The sequence below is a fragment of the Xylanibacter ruminicola genome (assembly GCF_900107775.1).
Lineage (GTDB): Bacteria > Bacteroidota > Bacteroidia > Bacteroidales > Bacteroidaceae > Prevotella > Prevotella ruminicola_C.
Genome location: NZ_FNRF01000006.1, coordinates 31531 through 53966 on the forward strand (window position 1 = coordinate 31531; position 22436 = coordinate 53966).

13 protein-coding genes are annotated in these 22436 nt (G+C 50.4%); 6 read left to right on the forward strand and 7 right to left on the reverse strand.

The features are described 5' to 3' along the window. Positions 1-18: 18 nt before the first annotated feature. On the reverse strand, positions 19-3291 hold the full coding sequence (locus BLU97_RS13990) for a SusC/RagA family TonB-linked outer membrane protein (RefSeq protein ID WP_074762106.1): 3273 nt from the start codon (positions 3289-3291) through the stop codon (positions 19-21). A gap of 289 nt (positions 3292-3580) precedes the next feature. On the opposite strand from BLU97_RS13990, the gene BLU97_RS13995 reads away from it, so the two are divergent. Together BLU97_RS13995 and BLU97_RS14000 are read left to right on the forward strand one after the other, a co-directional pair. Then, on the forward strand, positions 3581-6022 hold the full coding sequence (locus tag BLU97_RS13995; protein WP_074762215.1) for a GH36-type glycosyl hydrolase domain-containing protein: 2442 nt from the start codon (positions 3581-3583) through the stop codon (positions 6020-6022). Between the two features lie 234 nt (positions 6023-6256). Beyond that, positions 6257-6727 (forward strand): hypothetical protein, encoded by a 471-nt coding sequence (locus tag BLU97_RS14000; protein WP_139209046.1) that lies wholly within the window; start codon positions 6257-6259, stop codon positions 6725-6727. A 51-nt stretch (positions 6728-6778) separates the two neighbouring features. Here the strand turns inward: BLU97_RS14000 and BLU97_RS14005 are convergent, their stop codons facing one another. The 4 genes from BLU97_RS14005 to BLU97_RS14020 are packed head-to-tail and all read right to left on the reverse strand — an operon-like array spanning position 6779 to position 15251. Next, positions 6779-9235 (reverse strand): bifunctional UDP-N-acetylmuramoyl-tripeptide:D-alanyl-D-alanine ligase/alanine racemase, encoded by a 2457-nt coding sequence (locus BLU97_RS14005; RefSeq protein ID WP_074762107.1) that lies wholly within the window; start codon positions 9233-9235, stop codon positions 6779-6781. Further along, complete coding sequence (locus BLU97_RS14010) at positions 9232-10059, reverse strand: GSCFA domain-containing protein (RefSeq protein WP_074762108.1); 828 nt, start codon at positions 10057-10059, stop codon at positions 9232-9234. The genes BLU97_RS14005 and BLU97_RS14010 overlap by 4 nt, the downstream gene beginning before the upstream one ends. Next, the gene (locus tag BLU97_RS14015; RefSeq protein ID WP_081353046.1) at positions 10059-12716 is read right to left on the reverse strand and encodes a bifunctional fucokinase/fucose-1-phosphate guanylyltransferase; all 2658 of its coding nucleotides are present in this window, start codon (positions 12714-12716) and stop codon (positions 10059-10061) included. The genes BLU97_RS14010 and BLU97_RS14015 overlap by 1 nt, the downstream gene beginning before the upstream one ends. Before the next feature lie 45 nt (positions 12717-12761). After that, positions 12762-15251 (reverse strand): YfhO family protein, encoded by a 2490-nt coding sequence (locus BLU97_RS14020; RefSeq protein WP_074762110.1) that lies wholly within the window; start codon positions 15249-15251, stop codon positions 12762-12764. Between the two features lie 94 nt (positions 15252-15345). Here BLU97_RS14020 and BLU97_RS14025 point away from each other — a divergent pair, with 94 nt between their 5' ends. The 3 genes from BLU97_RS14025 to BLU97_RS14035 are packed head-to-tail and all read left to right on the forward strand — an operon-like array spanning position 15346 to position 17373. Next, positions 15346-16152: a TrmH family RNA methyltransferase gene (locus BLU97_RS14025; RefSeq protein WP_074762111.1), complete on the forward strand. Its 807-nt coding sequence runs from the start codon at positions 15346-15348 to the stop codon at positions 16150-16152. Positions 16153-16207: 55 nt separating this feature from the next. Further along, positions 16208-16837 carry a 5'-methylthioadenosine/S-adenosylhomocysteine nucleosidase gene (mtnN, locus tag BLU97_RS14030; protein WP_074762112.1) on the forward strand — a complete coding sequence of 210 codons (630 nt, stop codon included), beginning with the start codon at positions 16208-16210 and terminating at the stop codon, positions 16835-16837. Positions 16838-16878: 41 nt separating this feature from the next. Continuing rightward, positions 16879-17373: an S-ribosylhomocysteine lyase gene (locus tag BLU97_RS14035; RefSeq protein ID WP_074762113.1), complete on the forward strand. Its 495-nt coding sequence runs from the start codon at positions 16879-16881 to the stop codon at positions 17371-17373. Between the two features lie 75 nt (positions 17374-17448). On the opposite strand, the gene rpsO is transcribed toward BLU97_RS14035, so the two are convergent. Next, positions 17449-17718, reverse strand: a complete 270-nt coding sequence (gene rpsO, locus BLU97_RS14040; protein ID WP_013063513.1) for a 30S ribosomal protein S15 — start codon at positions 17716-17718, stop codon at positions 17449-17451. Between the two features lie 277 nt (positions 17719-17995). Between rpsO and typA the strand changes: the two genes are divergently transcribed. Continuing rightward, entirely contained in the window at positions 17996-19798 is a 1803-nt protein-coding gene (gene typA, locus BLU97_RS14045; protein WP_074762114.1) for a translational GTPase TypA, read from the forward strand. Positions 19799-19848: 50 nt separating this feature from the next. On the opposite strand, the gene BLU97_RS14050 is transcribed toward typA, so the two are convergent. Continuing rightward, on the reverse strand, positions 19849-22257 hold the full coding sequence (locus BLU97_RS14050) for a TonB-dependent receptor (protein ID WP_254771734.1): 2409 nt from the start codon (positions 22255-22257) through the stop codon (positions 19849-19851). Between the last annotated feature and the right edge of the window lie 179 nt (positions 22258-22436).

Consider the following 22436-nt stretch of genomic DNA (forward strand, 5'->3'; position numbering starts at 1 on the left):
TTTTTTACCTTTTTACCTTTAGAATTTCACATTCACGCCTGCTGAGAACACACGTGGAGTAACGAAGGTAGCCGACTGAGTACCGTTGAAGGTCATCTGTGGGCTCATACCCTTGCGAGCAGTCAGTGTAAACAGGTTCTCGCAAGTTACTGTCAGCAGTACATTCTCCAGTCCTGCCTTACGAACCAGGTCCTTTGGCAGACTGTACGAGAAGTTGACGTTCTTCAGAATCAGGTAGCTGGCACTGGTGAGCCAACGCGAAGAGGTAGCATTCAGATCAGCCTCCATACCACTAACGATAGTAGCTACATCAGTCAGCATGGGCACACCGTTACGATCGATAGCGTCGGTAGCAGTAGCCTGCTCGCTGGTCCATCCCTTCAGTGCATCCTTGTGCAGCGAGGTAGGAGTACCCTGCGGCGACATCAGTGTCTGATAGTTGCTATCCATAATCTTGCCACCCAACTGATAGGTGAACAGGGTGAAGAGCGAGAAGTCCTTGTAGCTAACGTTGAAGTTAAAGCTACCAAAGGCGGTAGGCATAGCCGAACCGTGGAACTCGCGCTTACCATAAGTTGTAAGATACGAGTAAGGTACACCGTCGATCACTACCACAGCATTCAGGGCATTACCGCTAATCTTGGTGCCTGCAGTATTACCATAGGTAACACCATCCATTGTAAAGTAGTAGCTCTCGTCGTTGAACTTATACAGCGAGAAGCCGTTCTTGGTGTTGATACCCTCCCAGGTGTAGGTATAGAACTGATAGCGGTCCATGCCCTCAACAATCTTCTTGGTACCATCGATGATACCACCCTTGTTCTGCTCAGGCAGCTTCACTACCTTGTTCTTCTCGAAAGTGATGCTGGCGCCTACGTTCAGCTTCCAGTTCTTGGTCTTCAGCACGTCCATATCGGCCGAAAGCTCAACACCGTGGTTCGAGATAGTACCCAAGTTTCTGGTAACCACGCTCTCGGCAACAGTAGTGCTGGTGGCACCTGCTGAAAGTGGATTGTAAACGTCGAAAATCAGGTCCTTGTTGCGCTTGTCGAAGTACTCCACGCTGAAGTTCAGCTTGTTCAGCAGGCGACCCTCGACGGCGATACCCCACGACTGTCCTGTCTCCCACTTCAGGTCCTCGTTAGGCAGCTGTGCATTGTAGAATGCACCCTTACGGTCGTTGATAGTGGGGTTATACAGGGCCATATAGCCATAGTAGCCCGAACCCGAGTCGTTACCTACCTCACCGTAGTCGGCACGCAGCTTCAGGTAGTTCACCCAGTCGTACTGCTTCATCCACTTCTCGTTGCTGATTACCCAGTTGGCACCAGTGCTCCAGAAGTTACCCCAACGGGCCTTCTTCGAGAAGCGTGACGAACCATCGCGACGGAACGAGAACTCGATGTTGTATCGGCTGTCGTAACCGTAACGCACACGACCCAGATACGACTCAGTGTGATAAGTCTCGCTGTAGTCCTGCGATGTTACAGGCTCGGCAAAGTTAATCAGGCTGTTCAAACCTGGCTCAATCTCGATATTCTTAGTCACGTAAAGCTCGTTTACGGTATAGTCGTAGTTCTCGTGAGCCAGCAGGGCGTCGATAGAGTGTACGCCATACTCGTGGTTCCAGTGCAACTGCTGCTGGAATGCGTAGTTCTTATAGCGATAGTCATGACGACGACCACGACCGTTGTTACCCTTACCATCACCAATCACAGCACTCTCGTAAATGCTTTCCTCGTTGTTACGCAGGTTCAAGTTACCCTTCAACATAAAGGTAAAGTTGTAAGGCAGGATAATGTTAGCGTAGGCAATACCATTCACGGTGTTACGTACGGTCTTATCCTGGTTCAGCTGATTCTCCCAGATCACATGGCGATCCTGATACTGGTTACGGGTCACAACCACCTGTCCATCCTGGTCGGTATACGAACCACTGTCGTACTGCAAGTTACCCTGCTTGTCCAGCAAATACTCGCCAGTGTTCACGTCGTGAGTGTGAACAGGATATACGGGCGAAATCTTACGGCAGTAGTTAAAGGGGTTGCTGTTGGTGTTACCTGTACCATAGCTCGAATCAAAGTTCTGGTGGGTAGCATTGATGTTCAAACCAGCCTTAAACCACTTGGTAGGATTGATATTGGTAGATAAGCGGGCCGAGAGACGATCGAAGCCCGAAGTCTTCAGATAGCCCTGCTCGTCGAGATAACCCAACGATACCAGGTAATCGGCCTTCTCGGTAGCGCCGTTTACATTAAAGTTATACTCCTGACGATAACCACTGCGGATAGTCTGCTTGTACCAGTCCAGATCCTCGCCGTAGGTACCCATAATCTGTGCATCGCTCACCAGCTTGCCGTTGGCATCAAACAGGGCGTCGTCGGCCTTGTTAAAGATGTTCAGCATCACGCGGTCGGCAATCAGGTTCTTGGTAGCATAGTCGGCAGCCTCGGCAGCGGTGGCACCAGCAGTCATCTGACTGTTCTTCATGTTCAGCCACTGGGCCTCCATCCACTCGCGTGCACCCAAGCGATCATACTCGGGAATACCACGACTGTAGGTACCCTGCTTAATGTCGAGTGTTACGTTCATCTTGCCCTGCTTACCCTTCTTGGTAGTAATCAGGATTACACCGTTGCTGGCGCGGTTACCGTACAGTGCAGCCGAAGCAGCGTCCTTCAGTACCGACATGCTCTCGATGTCCTGTGGGTTCAGATCGCTGATGTTACCGCTATAAGGCACACCATCCAGAATGTAGAGAGGGCTTGTGTTACCGTTTACGGTTCCCACACCGCGAATACGGATCTGTGGATCCTCACCAGGAGCACCAACTGTGCTGTTCACCTGTACACCAGTCACCGAACCTTCCAGTGCCGATGCTACCGATGTTGTAGGACGCAGCTCGATGGCCTCGCTCTTTACCTCCTGAATAGATCCGGTAAGCGAGGTCTTCTTCTGTGTACCATAAGCCACAACTACCACCTCGTCCAGGGTGTGTACATCATTTCTTAACTGAATCTTTAAAGTTTTTGTGCTTACTGCCACCTCAAGTGGTTCCATGCCCACATAGGTAATACGCAGTGTTTTCATACCCTCTGGTACTTCGAGTGTGAAGTTACCATCATAATCGGTAATGGTACCAATGCCAGAATTGCCAACCACCTGAATGGTGGCACCAATAATAGGCTCGTTATCCTCATAACTTACCACTGTACCAGTAACCGTTGTTTGTGCCAGCGCCATCCCCACACTAAGGAACAGCCCAGCCAACATCATACTGAGTCTTTTCATTTAATTTAAAAGTATAAAAAATATATTAGTAATTACTATTCAACTTAACAAACCAAAATTATCAACCTAATCTTCTTCTTTTTTTCTAAAATTTTAATCAATATCACTGGAATGAGGGCGCAAAGTTAAGAAAATTTTTTAATACTCACAAGTTTTTTTCAAAATATATGGTATTTTTATGCTCATTTTACCCGCTTTGATGCTCCAGCTATTGTGCGAATCATTTTATTTCGTAACTTTGCAACCTCAATTATTGATTACTATATCTATCATATTAATTTATCGCATCATGGAACAACAGAAACGCTACGGTCACTTCGACGACCAACACCGCGAGTACGTGATTACCGACCCGCAGACTCCTTGGCCCTGGATCAACTATCTGGGCAACGAGGACTTTTTCTCTTTAATTTCTAATACCGCCGGTGGTTACTCATTCTACAAGGATGCCAAGTTCCGCCGTATCACTCGTTATCGTTACAACAATGTACCAATGGACAATGGTGGCCGCTATTTTTATATCAAGGACGGTGACACCGTTTGGAACCCAGGTTGGAAGCCCTGCAAGACCCCACTCGATTTCTACGAGTGCCGTCATGGTATGAGCTACACCCGCGTCACTGGTCGTAAAAACGGCGTCGAGGCCAGCGTGCTGTTCTTCGTTCCCCTCAAAAAGTGGGCCGAGGTACAGAAGCTCACACTCACCAACCAGAGCAACGAGGTTAAGAACCTCAAATTGTTCTCGTTCGAGGAGTGGTGCCTGTGGAATGCCGCTACCGATATGGAGAATTTCCAGCGCAATTTCTCTACCGGTGAGGTTGAGATCGAGGGTAGCACCATCTATCACAAGACCGAGTACCGTGAGCGTCGCAACCATTATGCGTTCTACCATGTAAACACTCCTATCCAGGGCTTCGATACCGATCGCGAAACCTTCGTAGGCCTCTATAACGAGTTTGCCGATCCTCAGGTTGTGATGGAGGGTAAGCCTCGCAACAGCCACGCCCACGGTTGGAGCCCCATCGCCTCGCATTACATCGAGGTAACCCTGCAACCAGGCGAAAGCAAGAATTTCGTGTTCCTCCTCGGCTATATCGAGAACGAGCAGGACAAGAAATTCTCAGCACCTCAGGTCATCAATAAGGATAAGGCACACGCCCTCATTGCCGAGCTCGACACCACACAGAAGGTCGATCAGGCCTTTGCCGAGCTCTGTCAGTACTGGGATGCCCTCCTTAATATATATAATGTACGCACGGGTAACGATAAGCTCGACCGCATGGTTAACATCTGGAACCAGTACCAGTGCATGGTAACCTTCAACTTCTCTCGTTCGGCTTCGTTCTTCGAGAGTGGTATCGGCCGTGGCATGGGCTTCCGCGACAGCAACCAGGACCTCGTAGGCTTTGTACACCAGATTCCATCACGCGCCCGTCAGCGCATCATCGATATCGCTTCAACCCAGTTCCCCGATGGTGGCTGCTATCACCAGTATCAGCCCCTCACCAAGCGCGGTAACAACGATATCGGCGGTGGATTCAACGACGATCCCTGCTGGCTCATCTTCGGTACCGTGGCTTACATCAAGGAAACAGGCGACTTCTCAATCCTCGACGAGATGGTACCATTCGACAATCAGCCAGGCTCTGAGGTTACACTCTTCGAGCACCTCAAGATTTCGATGGATCACGTCATCAACAACCTCGGTCCTCACATGCTGCCACTCATTGGTCGTGCCGACTGGAACGACTGCTTGAACCTCAACTGCTTCTCATGGGATCCAAACGAGAGCTTCCAGACCACCGAGAACGTATCCGAGGGTACCAAGGCCGAGAGCCTCATGATTGCCGGTCTGTTCGTAGTAACAGGTAAGGATTACGTTGCCCTGTGCCAGAAACTGGGTAAGACCCAGGAGGCCGAGCGCATGCAGAAGGCTATCGACGCTATGATCGAGGCTGTGAAGAAGCACGGCTGGGATGGCGAGTGGTATCTCCGCGCTTACGATTTCTATGGCAATAAGATTGGTAGCAACGAGTGCGACGAGGCCAAGATCTTCATCGAGAGCCAGGGCTGGTGTACCATGGCCGAGATTGGTGCCCAGGAAGGTATGGTAGCCAAGAGTCTCGACTCTTGTAAGAAATACCTCGAGTGCGAGCACGGTATGGTACTCAACAATCCTGCCTTCACCAAGTATATCTACGAGTACGGCGAAATCTCATCATACCCCGAGGGCTACAAGGAAAATGCAGGTATCTTCTGCCACAACAATCCTTGGGTCATCATCGGCGAGTGCCTCGCAGGCCGCGGTAACGATGCCTGGAGCCACTACGCTAAGATTCTCCCCTCATACGTCGAAGAGAAGTACCAGACCCTGCACAAGGTTGAGCCATATGTAAACTGCCAGATGGTAGCCGGTAAGGATGCCTTTAAGCCAGGCGAGGGTAAGAACTCATGGCTCACAGGTACTGCAGCTTGGATGTGGTACACCGTTAGCGAGTTTATCCTCGGTATCAAGCCCGATTACGACGGTATCCGCATCGATCCCTGTCTGCCCGAGACAGCTACCGACTACACCGTTAGCCGTAAGTTCCGCGATGCCGAGTACGAGATTACCATCCATCCAAACGGCGCCCAGAAGGGTGTTAAAGCCATCACCCTCGATGGCCAGAAGGTTGATGGCACTGTTATCCCCTACTCTGCAGGTAAGCACGTAGTCGAGGTTACGATGTAATCAGGATTACATATACATCTATACAAACCAATCCCCGCCCATCACTGAGCGGGGATTATTGTTTTAAACAATAATAAATGCAACCTTACGTCGAAACACGAAGCCTGAGGGTATTTTATTTTTCAGTCAATCGCTTCAAAAAGAATTAAATTTCTACCACTGTGCTTTGTTATCTTGGAAAGAATGCGTAACTTTGCCAGCGATTTTTCGGTAAAGACAAATAACAGACTATTTATGAAACGAAACACGATTCTTGCCGTCGTTGCCGGCATTATGTTAGCCATTGGCTTTGGACCGTACTTACTGTTGCTGCTGGTTATCGCCCCCTTCGCTTACTTCATCATCAAGCGCAAGGAGCGGACGGCTGTTCCAAGGGTGACCTACGCCACGGTGGAAGAGGCAAAACAGAGATACGGAGAACCCGACGGCGTGGTGGTGCTGGATGCCTCGCGAGCCAACGAGCTCCCTGCCCTTATCCTATTCTATCCCAACCATGACATTGCGATTATCGCCGGCGAAGAGCTGAAACTCAGCAGTCTGGAGTGCGTGATGTCAAAGAACATGGCCACGCCCTACACCATAGACGAGTATGCTGTGATCATCGGTACCAACGACCCGCTTCGTCCCACTATCGAGCTCCGTGTGGGCTACGGTGCCGTACTGGCTGGCGACATTGCCGCACAGATAGACGCTTACATACAATAAAGGGAGTACATAACTGCACTCCCTGACTTGTATTTGTATATAGGATTATGTTTAATCCTGGAAATAAACGCGTTTTACACGGTTGCTGATGCCGGTGAGGACCTCGTAGGGGATGGTGTCGAGGACATCGCTGAGCACGGTGACGGGCAGGTGCTCGCCAAAGATCTCTACCTGGTCGCCCTCAACACATGGGATGTCGGTGACATCAATCAAAGCTACGTCCATACAGATATTACCTACGTACTCGGCCTTCTGACCGTTGACAAGGCAGTAGCAGTGGCGATTGCCCAGGTGACGGTTCAAACCATCGGCATAGCCAATAGGAATGGCGGCAATCACTGAATCGCGATCGAGCTTACCCTTGCGGCTGTAGCCTACGGTCTCGCTCTTAGGCACGTGGCGCATCTGCAGGATGGTGGTCTTCAGGGTGCTGACGGTATGGAGAATGCGGTTGTCGCGCGAGTCGATACCATACAGACCGAGCCCCAGACGGCACATATCCAACTGGCGATCGGGGAAATGCTCGATACCAGCAGAGTTGTCGATATGGCGCAGAATCTTATGCGAGAAGGCTGCCTGGAGTTTCTTGCTACCCTCGTCGAACTTGAGGAACTGCAGCTTTGAGAAGTTATCGAAGTCGTCGCTATCAGAGCCTACGAAATGACTGAATACGGAACGGGGGATCACAGCCTGCTGATGGGTGAGGCGATCGATAAGCTCATCCATATCCTGCTCGGGATCGAAACCTAAGCGGTGCATACCGGTATCGAGTTTGATATGCACAGGCCAGCCGGTGATACCCTCCTTGCGGGCTGCCTTGATGAGGGCATCGAGCAAACGGAAGCTATAGACCTCGGGCTCCAGGTCGTAATCAAACATGGTCTTGAAGGCGGTCATCTCGGGGTTCATAATCATGATATTGGCGGTGATGCCTGCCTTACGCAGGGTAACACCCTCGTCGGCCACTGCCACTGCGAGGTAGTCAACACGGTGATCCTGCAGGGTCTTGGCAATCTCAACGGCACCTGCTCCATAGGCATCGGCCTTAATCATGCAAACCATCTTGGTTTCGGGCTTCATGAACGAGCGGTAGAAGTTGAGATTCTCGACCACGGCATTGAGGTTGACCTCGAGGATGGTTTCGTGAACCTTCTGCTCCAGCTGCTCGGTAATCTGATCGAAACCGAAAGGACGGGCACCCTTAAGCAGAATCATCTCATCGCGCAAACCGGTAAAGGCATCGCTACCCAGGAAATGGTTTACATCGGCAAAGAACTGCTTGTCGGCAATCTGGATTTTATCGGCCTGGGCAGTGAGCTGGGCGCCGATACCAATAAACTTGGTGATGCCACGCTTAACAGCCAACTCAGATACCTGGGCGTAGAGTTTTTCGGGCGAAAGACCCGACTGGAACATATCGCTGAGGATAAGCGTACGCTTCTTCAACTCCTCGCGGCGATTCATGAAATCGAGGGCGATATCGAGTGAGTTGATATCGGAGTTGTACGAGTCGTTGATGAGGATGCAACCACGCTGGCCCTCTTTTACCTCGAGGCGCATGGCCACGGGCTCGAGCTTAGGCATGCGGTCGGCCAGATCGCCAGGGGTAAGACCCAAGCGCAGGGCAACGGCTGCACAGGTGATACAATCCTCGATAGAGGCCTCGTCGATAAATGGGATATCGAAGCAGTTCTCCTCTTCCTTCCAAATATAGGTAATGTGCGAGTTCTCGACACTCTTAACATAGAAGGCGGCCTGCTGATCGCAGGTGCTCCACGAGATTTTCTCGCCTTTATAGTTCATGCGACGGATGCAACGGCTCACGATATCGTTATCAGAGCAATACACCATGGCCTCGGTATCGTGCATCAGCTCGAGTTTCTCCATGCACTTCTCTTCCATCGAACGGAAGTTTTCCTGATGGGCGGCACCTAAGGAGGTGAGCACGCCGATGGTGGGCTGGATGATATCGCGCAGGGCCATCATCTCGCCAGGCTGCGAGATACCTGCCTCGAAGATACCAACCTCGGTCTGCTCGTTGAGCAACCATACCGAGAGGGGCACACCTATCTGTGAGTTGTAGCTGCGAGGCGAACGTACAATACGCTGCGAGGGTAACAACAACTGATAAAGCCACTCCTTAACCATGGTTTTACCGTTGGAGCCGGTGATACCCACGATGGGCAGCGAGAACTCGTCGCGATGGCGCTCGGCCAAACGCTGCAGGGCTGCCAATGTGTGGGGCACTCGCAAAAAGTTGGCTTGCGGATAAAGGGTTTCGTAAGCCTCGGGCACCTGCTCTACTACAAACTGGCGCACACCACGGTTATACAAGTCCTGAATGTAACGATGACCATCGTTACGCTGTGTTTTCAGGGCAAAAAACAATGTTTCTTCAGGGAAACAAAGACTACGGCTATCGGTGAGCAACCAGCTTACCTGAGCCTCAGTGTTTCCATATCGTCGCGCTCCTATGAGCGTGGTAACCTTTTCTATACTGTATTTCATACTGCAAAGTTAGGGTATTTTTTTTGCAACTCAGCAATTTTTAACATAGTTTTATCCATAAATATGCGATACTCATCCGACTCGGGGTTGAACGGCTTGTGATTCAGCGCGGCCTTGAGGGGGTGCCACTCCTTGAGGAATGCCTTGGCCTCAGGACTGAGATACACTTCGGAGAAACGCTGCCAGATATACTCTACGGCCTGCGATGAGGGGTGCAGCATATCGTCGGCATAAAAGCGGTAATCGCGCAACTCATCGTTGATGATTTCGTAGGCAGGGAAGTAGAAGCCCCCTCCCACTCCCCCAAAGGGGGAAGAGCAGACTTTGTTGACGGCCAATAACAATGTGGCCTTAGATAACTGGGAGCCGTGGTAGCCGTATTTGCGATAGCGGATGGGACTTACGGTGAGTACGATGCGCATAACGGGATTGGCCGCATGCAGGATATCGATGGCCTGTTGCAGGTAATCGGCGCACTCATCTACCGTGAGTTCCTTCTCGGTAAAGAGCGATTGCGGGCGCTTTTGGCAGTTATCTACTATCTCGCCTGTTTCATTGAGAATGTAAACGTGATTGGTACCGAGGGTCAAAAACGCTGTTTTGACAGTTGCCAGATTGGGCTGAGCGGAGAGTTTCTGAATGGTATGAAGGATGGAGGCGGGATTATACATCACGCCATAGGGATTAACGATGGTGCGGAACTTCTCATCGGTAAAGCGCGCGCCTATCTTATCGGCAAAACACGACCCTACGAAGAGCATCTCCTCGCAAGCCCCTATCCTAAACCCAGGGTCGTCAATATCTACAACCGTCCTAAATTCCATTAACTACGACTGATTTGCAAGCCTGTGGTAGAAAGACTCATATCTACAAAGCGGGCATTTTTACGGATGCTGTTTTCAGAAAGAATCTGCTTGATACGTGCGGCGGCCTCGGGATCCTTAGCTATCATATACAGATAGCCGCCACCACCTGCACCAGGCAGTTTGTAACCTAAACAGAGGTCATCGATCAAGCTGGTGAGCTTGGCCACATCGGCTGGGTTGGTACCTGCATCGAGGGTCTGATTCTGTCTCCACGTCTTGCGTACCAGCAAGCCCATACGCTCGAAGTCGTTCTGCTGGATGGCCTCGTACATGTCGAGGGTATGCTGTTTCATCTGGCGCAACAGGCGAAGCTCGTCGCCACAATTCAGGAACATGCCACGCACAATCTCGGCCAGGATACTCTTAGCCGTACGCGTGATGCCTGTATAATATAATAGGTGGCAGGGGCGATATTCGGGTTGCGTCCACAGATCGGTGGGCAACCAGCGCACCTGTGGGTTCTGGGCGAATCCCCTACCCGTTTGCAACAGTTTTACGCCACCCAACACGCCACCGAACTGATCCTGCCAACCACCACCTGTGGTGAGCATCTGTTCGAGCATCAGGGTGCGATGACCAATCTCGTTCTTATCCCAACCCAGACCGCAGAAATCGTTGAGCGCGCCCAGCACGGTAGCAGCCAGAATGCTGCTGGTGCCTAAGCCACTGCCTGCGGGGATGGCACTGAGCAGCGTAAGCTCGATACCAGCGCCAAAGGCAGCTAACTCGTCGTTGAGCGAATGCTGACCAAAGCCAGCCAATACCAAGGCGGCCTTGGGGATTGAGAAGGGTGAGCCTACGTGCATAAAATCGCGCAACTGCTCGGAGGTCTCTACCACCTCCATGGCACCCAAGTCGATGCTACGCAGCACGATTCGGGGCTCCTGACAGGGGCGCACATAGGTTTGCAACGGGGGCTGACCATTGAGCTCGATGGCCAGGTTGATAACATTTCCGCCTTCCATCAAACAATATGGAGGGGTATCGGTCCAACCACCTGCGATATCGATACGCACAGGTGAACGGCCCCAGACGATTTGGTCCTCAGCTACGCTGAGTTTCGAGGAAGGAGGAAGGATGAGGGAGGAAGGAGATATCCCCTCGCGGAGAAGGGTAAAGGCCTTGTCGCTCTCGCCACGGAACATGGCATCGTGAATGCGCGTCATCAGGGGTGCATCGGCATCGAGTGCAGGGGGCATCCCGATGTGCTGTTCGTCGAACTCGCGCTTGGCATCGGCCAGGTCGAGCTGGTAGAACACACTGTGGTTCCAGTTCTTGGCCAGCGCTCTCCAGTTGAGTTTGCGGAAGGCCTTACGCTGATCGAACAATCGATGCAGATTGGCCTCGGTACTAATCTCCTCGGCCGAGATCATACGACTGGTAACGAGTGCCAGGCCATCGAGTGTTTGCAGCATACTCATGGCCTCAAGGTCGGCCACTACAGGGAACTGCTGTTTCTGCTGTTCGGCACCAGCAAACTTATCGTCGATATGATACAGGCGCACAGCGTATTCGGTATCGCCAATGGGCACTACATCGATACACTCGCCTGGGGCCAGGTTCACCTTCCAGTGGTTCTGGGGCACACCTGTTATAATATTGTCGTGACTCAAGGTCCAGCCCTCGCTCACGTCGCTGTTTTCAATCCAAATATTGGTATTATCCTCGGTAAACTTGTACTTGCAAACGGCATTCTGCACAAAGATGCTGGGGTGCGGTTTGCGATCGTGGTGCATAATCTCTCGCTGATCGTTTACCAGATTCTGAATGCGGAGGGTAGATGAGATCATCTCGCGCGAAGTACCGAAGTGGTAGAACTCGCCACCCTGCAGGGGCACGATGGCCACCTTGAGATCAAGCAAATCCTCATCTGGTTTAGATGGGTTTGTGCCTAACGCACACCCAAACTCCGAATACATATCATACTCGATGATATCATCGCCTTTCTTAGATTTTTTAGCCAATAGTTCTACGGCTTTGTCGCTCAGCATCCAGATGCCGATATCGGTGAGGTAATAATGATCCTTCTGAAGCTCGTTCAGGGTCTCGATGCTGGGTTTCTGCAGCATGTGCTTAAGCACCTGGGGTGATTTGCGCGAGCTGACGAACACACCGTGGTTCTTGGCCACTGAGGCATCGAGCCACAAGCCATAGCACACCACATCGGCATCGGGGATGGGTTGCAGGGGCTGTGAGGTGCGCACCAGCACATCGCCGCTTACCACCATGGTGTGGATGCCCTCAGGGGCCATATCCATCATCTGCTCGTAAAGGGGCAGCTGCAGACTGAGCAAATCCTGTGAGAGGCGCTGTCCACGCTCCCAACGGAACACGGGTACGGGAGTAAGGATTTTACCTGATGGGGCATACGAGGGCAAGCGACGACTCTGTCCGCCGGCATGCAGCAGAATACGCTTTTCGCGGGGCAGCCACTCGGCAAGCGAGGCACCATCCTCGGTAGTCATACAGGCCTGTAACAGCCAGGTGGTTCCGCCACCACTACCCAACTTATGACCAACCGGATCGTTGGTACAGAAATACTCCTCACGACTCAGTCCGGTTACATCGTGGAAACTGTCCACCAAGTTTGGTGGCAATGAGAGCAACTTTTTCATTGAACATTGAACATTGAACATTGAACATTCAGCTCGCCAAGAGCCTTAACCATTCTTTTTGCGGCGGTAGGCCATGAAGGCGGCTCCTGCCAGCACCAGTAGCAGTATAGCATACGCTGTATAGGCAATCGTCTCGGTAGTATCAACCGACTTGGGGAAGAAGCTGAGCACTACCTCGTGTTTACCAGGTTTTACGTTCAGAGCACGCAGGATATAGTTTACCCTACCCAACTCGGCAGGCTCGCCATCGATGGTAGCCGTCCAGCCGGGATAGTAAACCTCGGAGAATACCACAATACCACCCTTACCCGAGTTAACCTCGTAGGTAAGCTGGTTAGGCTCGTAGCTCTTGATATCAACTGTGCTGGTGGTATCCTGTGTAACAGCATCGCCCAACTGTGCCTGGAACTTCTCATCGGCCACAGCCTCGTGACGCAGGTCGATCTGACCAACCTTCAGAATCTCCTCGTTGGCATTCTTGGCATAGCTAATCTTATCAACAAACCACGCATTACCCAAAGCATAAGGGTTCTGGATGGGCACTGTCTGGCCACCCTGCAATGGGAACACAAAGTAGCGGGTGTTGAGCATATTGATAACCGGGCAGATGCTGTCGCCCTTAACCTGAGTCATGTCGCCACCAGCCTCGGCTACGGCATTCATCAGGCGCTGCATCTCGGGCGAGATGTACTGCTCTATCATCTCCTGATAGCGGCGTAGCTTAGCGGCATGGTAACCACCAATGCTCTTATGGTAGTAAGATGTCTCGTTCTCATTAAAGGTGTTTGATGCGAGGTTGAGCACACGGTAATCCAAGGCCTTATCACGCAGGATGAGTTCATCGGTCTGCGACTTCTGCTGTGGCGTCTCGCGCTCGCTCTGGGGCACAAACATCTCATCGTTCAGGTAACGCTTATTTACCTGCCAAAGGTCGATCAAGCAGAGCACCAGAATAGCGCAGATGGTATATTCGGCCTTGAGTTTGCGATACTTATAGGCCATCAGCAATACCATGCCCACCACGATAATCCAGAACGAACGCCAGCAATCGGCTGTAAACACGGCTGTACGCATATCAACCAGATTACTGATAAGTGGTTGGATGTGCTCCTGTGGCAAGGTGCTAAGAGCACGCATCTCGCTAGATGAAACAAAGCTATCGAAGAATGTGGTTGGCATCAAGGCAAACAACAGGCAGAAACCTGCGGTAACACCAAAGCTGATGTAGATGGGCTTGCTATACTTGGTAAAGCCCTCGGGCTCGTCGAACAGCTTTTTCAATGCCATCATAGCCAGCAAGGGGATGGTGAACTCGGCAATCACCAATATCGAGGCCACCGTACGGAACTTTGCGTACATAGGCACATAATCGAGGAAGAAATCGGTAAAGCCCATGAAGTTACGACCCCACGACAGGAGTATCGACAGGATGGTAACAACGAGCAAAGCCCACTTCATAGGACCTTTGACAATCAGCAGTCCCAACACAAACAGGAACATCACGAAGGCACCTACATACACAGGACCGCTGGTACCTGGCTGTTCGCCCCAGTACTGACCAATCTGCTGATAGATGGTCTCGTAGGTAGGATCGGCTTTCTCCATGGCAATTTTACTCTCACTCATGGGAACCGAAGCACCACCCTTGGTGTTAGGGATGAGCAGTGTCCAGGTCTCGTCGATACCATAACTCCACTGTGTGATATAATCGCGTTCCAAACCACTGTTGGTCTGGTTGGCCGAATTCTTCTTTACCAGCTCGCTCTTACCACGCATCGACTCCTGACCGTACTGCCAGGTGTGGTAGAGGTTAGAGAGGTTGATGCACACACCAATGGCGGCACCTGCCAGGCACACGGCTGTGGCCTTACCAAAGGCAGCCAACTGATGCTTGCGGATGGCATCTACCAGCCAGGCAATCACCATGGCCAGGATGATAAACAGATAGTAATACGTCATCTGCACGTGGTTGGCATTAATCTCGAAAGCGGTGAAAATGGCTGTGAGCACAAAGCCCCACAGGTATTTACCGCGATAGGCCAGCACAAGTCCTGCAATCAATGGTGGCAGATAGGCCAGGGCCCACACCTTCCAGATGTGACCTGCGGCAATGATAATGAGGAAATAGGTGCTGAAGGCCCACACGACAGAGCCTAAGGCTGCCAGATGCTGACGGAAATCGAAAGCACGCAGCAAGATATAGAATCCTAACAGATAAGCAAACACGTACCATACATTCTCGGGTAAGAACAGATGGTAGATCTTGGTCATTGTACTGAGTTTATCGGTAGAATGATACGAGGGAGCCATCTGGTAGGTAGGCATACCACCAAACAGGGCGTTGGTCCAACGACTACGCTCGCCTGTTTTCTGCATATATTCGATACCCTCCTGACCAGCACCACGACCAGCTGAGGCATCGTGACGGTACAGGATACGTCCCTCGATATCGGCAGGGAAGAAATACGCAAAGGCCAGAACGGCAAATAACAGCACTGCCAACATATCGGGCAGCCATTTTTTCAATAATGTCATAACTTGCAAATTATTTAATTTGCCTGCAAAATTAAAAAAAATCTGTGTAATCTGTGTAATCCGTGCCTAAAATTTCGTATCTTTGCAGCAAAATATGGAAGAAACTATCATTACAAGCGTACAAAACGCCAAGATTAAGCACGTAGTAGCCCTGCAACAAAAGTCGTCGCTCCGCCGTGAGGAGGGGCTGTTTGTGGTTGAGGGCCAGCGCGAGATAGAACACTGCAAAGCCTGTGGCTACGAGGTGGTGGAAACGTTTTGGAGAAAGGACGAAGGAGAAAGGAGGAAGGATATATCATCTTCTGATATTCTCGTAACGTCACAAGTATATGAGAAGATGGCTTACAGAGGTAGTACCGAAGGGGTTATAGCTGTAGTAAAGTGCAAGGAGCACAGTTTATCCTCCTTACTCCTTCCTCCCTCCTCCTTCCTCCAAAAACAAGCTCCTCTTGTGGTTGTTCTTGAGAGCGTGGAGAAGCCTGGCAATCTGGGTGCTATATTGCGTAGTGCCGAGGCCGCTGGTATTGATGCGCTGATAGTGTGCGACCCACTGACGGATATGTACAATCCTAACGTGATTCGTGCCAGTATCGGTGGCGTGTTCTGCGTGCCCACAGCCGTTTGTTCGTCGCAGGAGTGTATTGCCTTCCTTAAGGAGCACGGCATCAAGATTCTCACCGCCCAGTTACAGGATTCGTACGAGTATTACGATTACGATATGACACAGGGCACCGCCATTGTGATGGGCACCGAGAGCACGGGCCTTACCAACCAGTGGCGAGAGGCCGCCGATGCCCATATCCGCATACCCATGCTGGGCCGTTTAGACTCGCTGAACGTCAGCGTTAGTGCTGCTATCCTGATGTACGAAGCAGTGCGCCAGCGCAATGTAAAAATGTAACAATGTAACAATGCAAAAATGCAATGTTTAATCTTTAATGTTTAATATTTAAAGTATGAAGGTTGGAATGATCGTAGCGATGGACAAGGAACTGGAGCAGCTCCGTCCATTATTCCCCGAAGATCAAGTGATTCTGCAGAAGAGTGGTATTGCCACTGTAAATGCCGCTATCCAGGCTGTAGAGATGATTCGCCAGTACAAGCCCGACGTGATTATCTCGAGTGGTTGCGCTGGTGGTAATGGCGATGATATCAATCTACAGGATGTAGTGGTTAGTTCGGAGTTGACCTACCACGATGTGTATTGTGGTTACGCTATCGACGAGAACACCGTATATGGTCAGGTGCAGGGTTTGCCAGCCCGTTATCAGGCTGATCCCTATCTGCTTGAGAAAGCCCAGCTGGCAGGTGCCAAGCCCGGACTGATTGTTACAGGCGACTGGTTTGTGGATTCAAAGGAAAAAATGCGCGAGATAGTAAGTCACTTCCCCGAGGCCAAGGCTGTGGATATGGAGAGCTGTGCCATCGCGCAGGTATGCCACATCTATAAGGTGCCCTTTATCTCGTTCCGTGTGATCAGCGATATCCCCTTGCGCGACACCGATGCCTCGCAATACCACAACTTCTGGGATACCGTGGCCGAGAAATCATTCATCACCACCAAGACTTTTATCGAAAGCCTGTAGAAGAATGTAAAAATTGAAAAATGTAAAAATGTAAAAATTGAATGGAAGTTATACAGAGTTTTACGATTGACCACACGCACCTGAAACCAGGTATCTACGTATCGCGTGTGAATAAAGGTTTTACCACTTTTGATTTGCGCATTACCGAGCCCAACAAGGAGCCTGCTGTTGCCCCTGCTGCCATCCACAGCATTGAGCACCTGATGGCCACCTGGTTCCGCAATTCGCGCGCCAAAGAGGATGTGGTATATGTGGGTCCAATGGGATGCCTCACAGGTATGTACATCATTATGACGGGTGAATACACCGTTGAGGACATGCGCCAGTTGACGATGGAGTGCCTGGAGTGGATACTGACACAGGACGAGGTGCCTGCAACACGTCCCGAGGCTTGTGGCAACTATCTGCTGCACGATCTACCCATGTGCAAATGGGAGTGCGCCCGCTATCTTGACCGTCTGAAAAACGATTTCCACTCGGAGTACACCAAACTGCAGATTACACTCGAAGACGGTAAGGTTTTTGCCGATGCCTAATCCTTCAGCAACATAAAAATAATCCCCACCTCGATTGAGATGGGGATTTTCTTTTCTTGGTTGTAAGTACGAATATTACTTACGGAGACCCAGAGCCTTGATGATAGCACGATAACGATTGATATCGTTATTGTACAGGTACTTCAGCAACTTACGACGCTTACCTACCAGCATGGTGAGTGAACGTGCAGTGTTGTGGTCCTTGTGATTCTTCTTCAGGTGCTCTGTCAGGTGAGAGATACGGTAGCTGAAGAGTGCAATCTGAGCCTCTGCAGAACCAGTATCAGTAGTGCTCTTACCGTACTGACCGAAGATCTCCTCTTTCTTTGCCTTGTCTAAATACATAATTTAATGTGATTAAAAAATTGTTGCAATAACATTTTTCAAACGCGATTCCCGCCTAATCACCAGTGGGTTTACGTCGTCAAATGCTCCGGATTTTCCGAAATGCGGCTGCAAAATTACAACAATTTATCCATTCCTCCAAATTTTTTGGCACGGATTTCACGGATTAACACTGATTTTTGATATTTTTTTGTGATATTTATTAAAAAATCCGCGTAATCCGTGTAATCCGTGCCTATTTTTTTGTAACTTTGCACCCGAATTTAAGTATTTTCGTATGCAGGATATCAGAAACATTGCAATTATCGCTCATGTTGACCACGGAAAAACAACCCTTGTGGACAAGATGATGCTGGCTGGACACCTGTTCCGTGACGGACAGAATCTCAGCAATCAGGTACTGGATGCCAACGACTTGGAGCGCGAGCGTGGTATCACCATTCTTTCAAAAAACGTCAGTATCAATTGGAAAGGCGTTAAAATCAATATCATCGACACTCCAGGACACTCGGATTTCGGTGGCGAGGTTGAGCGTGTGCTCAACATGGCCGATGGCTGCTTGCTGTTGGTCGATGCCTTCGAAGGTCCTATGCCTCAGACCCGTTTCGTGCTGCAGAAGGCACTCGAAATCGGACTGAAGCCTATCGTTGTAGTTAACAAGGTAGATAAGCCTAACTGTCGCCCTGAGGAGGTTTACGAGATGGTATTCGATCTGATGTTCTCGCTCAATGCCACCGAGGAGCAGTTGGATTTCCCCGTGGTTTATGGTTCGGCTAAGAACGGCTGGATGAGTGAGGACTGGCAGAAACCAACAGACAATATCACTTATCTGCTTGATAAAATCGTAGAGATGATCCCTGCCCCAAAGCAGGAGGAGGGAACACCCCAGATGCTCATCACATCACTCGACTACTCGAGCTATCAGGGTCGTATCGCCGTAGGTCGTGTACACCGTGGCACCCTGAAGGATGGCATGCAGGTAACCATTGCACACCGCGATGGCACCATGGAAAAGACCAAGATTAAGGAGCTGCACACCTTTGAGGGTATGGGACACGTACATACCGAACAGGTGGAGTGTGGCGACATCTGCGCTGTCATCGGACTGGATAAGTTTGAGATTGGCGATAGCATCTGCGACCTGGAGAACCCAGAGCCACTGGCTCCTATCGCTATCGACGAGCCTACCATGTCGATGCTGTTTATGATTAACGACTCGCCTTTCTTTGGTAAGGAGGGTAAGTTTGTTACATCGCGCCATATTAACGACCGCTTGGAGAAGGAGCTGGAGAAGAACCTGGCCCTGCGTGTGACACCTTTCGAGGATAGCACCGATAAGTGGATTGTATCAGGACGTGGTGTGCTGCACCTCTCAGTGCTGGTTGAGACCATGCGCCGCGAGGGCTACGAGCTGCAGGTTGGACAGCCTCAGGTAATCTACAAGGAGATCGACGGTGTAAAGCACGAGCCTGTTGAGGAGCTCACCATCAACGTGCCCGAGGAGTTCTCATCTAAGATGATTGATATGGTAACCCGTCGTAAGGGTGAGATGACATCGATGGAGAGCCAGGGCGAGCGTGTAAACATCGAGTTCGATATCCCATCACGTGGTATTATCGGACTGCGTACCAATGTGCTCACAGCCAGTCAGGGCGAGGCTATCATGGCCCACCGCTTTAAGGAGTATCAGCCATACAAGGGCGAGATTGAGCGCCGTGTAAATGGTTCGATGATCTCGATGGATACTGGTAACGCCTTTGCTTATGCTATCGATAAGCTGCAGGACCGTGGTAAGTTCTTCATCGATCCAGGTGAGGATGTTTACATGGGTCAGGTAGTAGGTGAGCATGTTCACGATAACGACCTGGTAGTAAACGTATGTAAGGCTAAGCAGCTTACTAACGTACGTGCATCGGGTACTGATGATAAGGCTCGCATTATTCCAAAGACCGTCATGAGTCTGGAGGAGTGCCTGGAGTACATCAAGAGCGATGAGCTGGTAGAGGTAACACCAAAGTCGATGCGTATGCGCAAAACGATTCTGGATCACGACCAGCGTAAAAAGGCTAATAAAGTATAAGGTTTATATAGCACAAAGAAACCTCGCCAATTGGCGAGGTTTTTTTATGCTTAGAAGTGAATGTTTACGTCAAATCCCAGTTGGATAGGTGTTGCTCGCTGAGCAAAGTAGTGAGTTCCACCTACAGCACTCGATGCAACGGCAAACGTATTGTAGTGCGTATTGGTGAGGTTACGTCCCCAGAGTGAAACCAGCACTGGGCCGAAGTCGTAATCGGCATGAGCACCAGCTACAGCATAGAACTTCTGTGCGTAGGTGTTAGCCTCATCCCACCAGATCTTACCCTGACCATTCATGTTGGCACCAACGGTAAACTTACCGATGTGCCAGTCAACCATAGCGCTCAGCGTATGCTGAGGTACGAAGGGCACATAGTTGTCTTTGTAATCGTCGTACTCATCGAAAATGGCACGCGTATAGGCATAGGTCATAGCCCAATCGAGTGCATTGTCGATAGCCTTACCACGCAGAGTAGCCTCGAGTCCGCATGAGTGACTCTTACCAGCATTAACCATGATACGACCATAGTTGCTGTTTGGCTCCATGATCGACAGCTGCTGGTTGCGAATCTGCATGTAGTACAGAGCCAGATCGAAGTGGGTGCTACCATCAAACAGGTTCAGGTGGGTACCAATCTCATAGTTCCAGCTCTCCTCGGGCTTGTAGGCGATGGTCTCGTTGATAGCATCGTAGTCGGCAGCAGTGTGCTCCACATCGTAGTCGCCACGCATGGCATCCTGCTGATGCGCATTCAACTCTGTCTGCAGCACATCGCTGAACATCTGGAAGTTGTAGCCACCTGCACGATAACCCTTTGATACCAATGCATAGATATTACCGATATTCTCGTCGAAGGTATAGGTAAGTCCAACCTTTGGCAACAGCTGGGTGTAGCTCTTAGAACGACTGTCCTGTACATGCGATGTGAGGTGATAGGTAGCAGTAGCATTAGCAGTACCACCAGTCATGTTCATATAGGCCAGCGCATCGTACTCAATCTTCACCTTATCTATATTAAAGCGCAAACCAAGGGTAAGTTTCCAGTTGTCGCCCAACAGGATGTTGCTCTCGTGGAAAGCGGCGAAGTTCCAACTTGGAGTTTTGTACTCACCAGGCACAGCCATCTCGGCAGTCATGGTTACGCCCATCTTATCTACTGCAGCCTGAGCAGCAGCCCTAGCAGCCTCAGCACTCATTCCCTGCCCCATAAAGCGACCAATCATACCCTGAAGCATAGAGTTCTTCATGGCATTGGCAATCGCATTGCCGATAGGACCTGTGATGCCATCGCCAAAGAGTACAGGAGCATTGGTGTTGAGCCACTGGTACGAAGCGAACAAACCTGTAGCATGCTGCCAACGACTGGGGAAAATCTGACGAATCAAGCCCTTGTTGTTGCTACGCAGCACAAACTCCTGAGTGATGGCGTTCATCTTCTGAGCCTGACGAAGCTGCAGATAATCGCCTGTCATATAGTCCTGGTCCATCAGCATCAGGTCGTTCAGGTACTGATAGCTGGTAGTTGAGGTAAAGAGCAAGGCATCTGTCTCGTAACCAATGTTCAGACCTGTGTTGAACATGTTACGCTTGTAGCCATTCATGATGGTGGTTGAAGGATCATCAGGCTTCATGGTATAAGGTTTTACCGAACTCCATTCAAAAGGCTGGAACTCACCATAGCCGAAACCATTCTGGTTTACATACTGGTAATCGGCTGTCCAGTCGAACTTCAGCTTCTCGTTGGGAGCATAGATCAGGCGCAGCTTACCACCAGCCTCGTTGGTCAGGTCGTTCTTCTGGTCGAAGTTCTGGTTGTTGATAAAGCCTTTCAGACCACTATAGAAACCAGCCACCGTGAAGGCGAACTTGTCGCTGGGACGATGGTGGTGTGCCACCTCTACATGACTATATAAGCCAGTGCCGATACCCAAACGGATATCAGTACCCTGATACGACATCGGATTCTTAGAATAGATACGTACCAGTCCACCCTCGGTATTCTGACCATAGAGCGAACCCTGAGGACCACGCAGCACATCTACACGATCCAACATATAGAAATGGTTGTTGAAAGCCGACTTCGACATCAGGGGGATGTTATCGTAATACACACCCACTGCAGGGTTGTTGATACGTGAACCAATACCACGTACATACATCGACGAGGTAAGGCGCGAACCATACGATGGCATCACAAACGATGGTACATACTGCGACAACTGACTCAAATCGTGAACATGCAACTGCTGCAACTGCTCACTACCAAACACATTACTACTAACTGGCTGAAGGCGCAGGCGCACCTGCTCCTTGGGTTGCGATACCACCACAACCTCATCAAGGTCGATAACCTTACTTGAATCGCTCAGCTCCTCAGTGTCAATACGACACGAAGGGGTGGCCAATGCAGTAAGCTGGCCACCCAGTGCCAAAAGCACGAAAACAATCTTCTTATTCATCAATTTTACAACTTATGTTCTTAATTGCGCTGCAAAGGTACGCAATTTTTGCAACTTGAGCAATCCACATTTATATGGATTTTCAGGAGTACTGCGACAAACAGACATATATCAATGCCAATTTGTCAGCATTTATTCCCTCGGCACAAGCTTTGAACATTAAACATTAAAGATTAAAC

Excerpts from the sequence above, each read along its gene's own strand:
- BLU97_RS13995 (WP_074762215.1), top strand. The coding sequence starts at position 3,581 with ATGGAACAACAGAAACGCTACGGTCACTTCGACGACCAACACCGCGAG.
- BLU97_RS14010 (WP_074762108.1), bottom strand. The coding sequence starts at position 10,059 with ATGGAATTTAGGACGGTTGTAGATATTGACGACCCTGGGTTTAGGATA.
- BLU97_RS14015 (WP_081353046.1), bottom strand. The coding sequence starts at position 12,716 with ATGAAAAAGTTGCTCTCATTGCCACCAAACTTGGTGGACAGTTTCCAC.
- BLU97_RS14000 (WP_139209046.1), top strand. The coding sequence starts at position 6,257 with ATGAAACGAAACACGATTCTTGCCGTCGTTGCCGGCATTATGTTAGCC.
- typA (WP_074762114.1), top strand. The coding sequence starts at position 17,996 with ATGCAGGATATCAGAAACATTGCAATTATCGCTCATGTTGACCACGGA.
- rpsO (WP_013063513.1), bottom strand. The coding sequence starts at position 17,718 with ATGTATTTAGACAAGGCAAAGAAAGAGGAGATCTTCGGTCAGTACGGT.
- BLU97_RS14005 (WP_074762107.1), bottom strand. The coding sequence starts at position 9,235 with ATGAAATACAGTATAGAAAAGGTTACCACGCTCATAGGAGCGCGACGA.
- BLU97_RS14020 (WP_074762110.1), bottom strand. The coding sequence starts at position 15,251 with ATGACATTATTGAAAAAATGGCTGCCCGATATGTTGGCAGTGCTGTTA.
- BLU97_RS14050 (WP_254771734.1), bottom strand. The coding sequence starts at position 22,257 with ATGAATAAGAAGATTGTTTTCGTGCTTTTGGCACTGGGTGGCCAGCTT.
- BLU97_RS13990 (WP_074762106.1), bottom strand. The coding sequence starts at position 3,291 with ATGAAAAGACTCAGTATGATGTTGGCTGGGCTGTTCCTTAGTGTGGGG.
- mtnN (WP_074762112.1), top strand. The coding sequence starts at position 16,208 with ATGAAGGTTGGAATGATCGTAGCGATGGACAAGGAACTGGAGCAGCTC.
- BLU97_RS14025 (WP_074762111.1), top strand. The coding sequence starts at position 15,346 with ATGGAAGAAACTATCATTACAAGCGTACAAAACGCCAAGATTAAGCAC.
- BLU97_RS14035 (WP_074762113.1), top strand. The coding sequence starts at position 16,879 with ATGGAAGTTATACAGAGTTTTACGATTGACCACACGCACCTGAAACCA.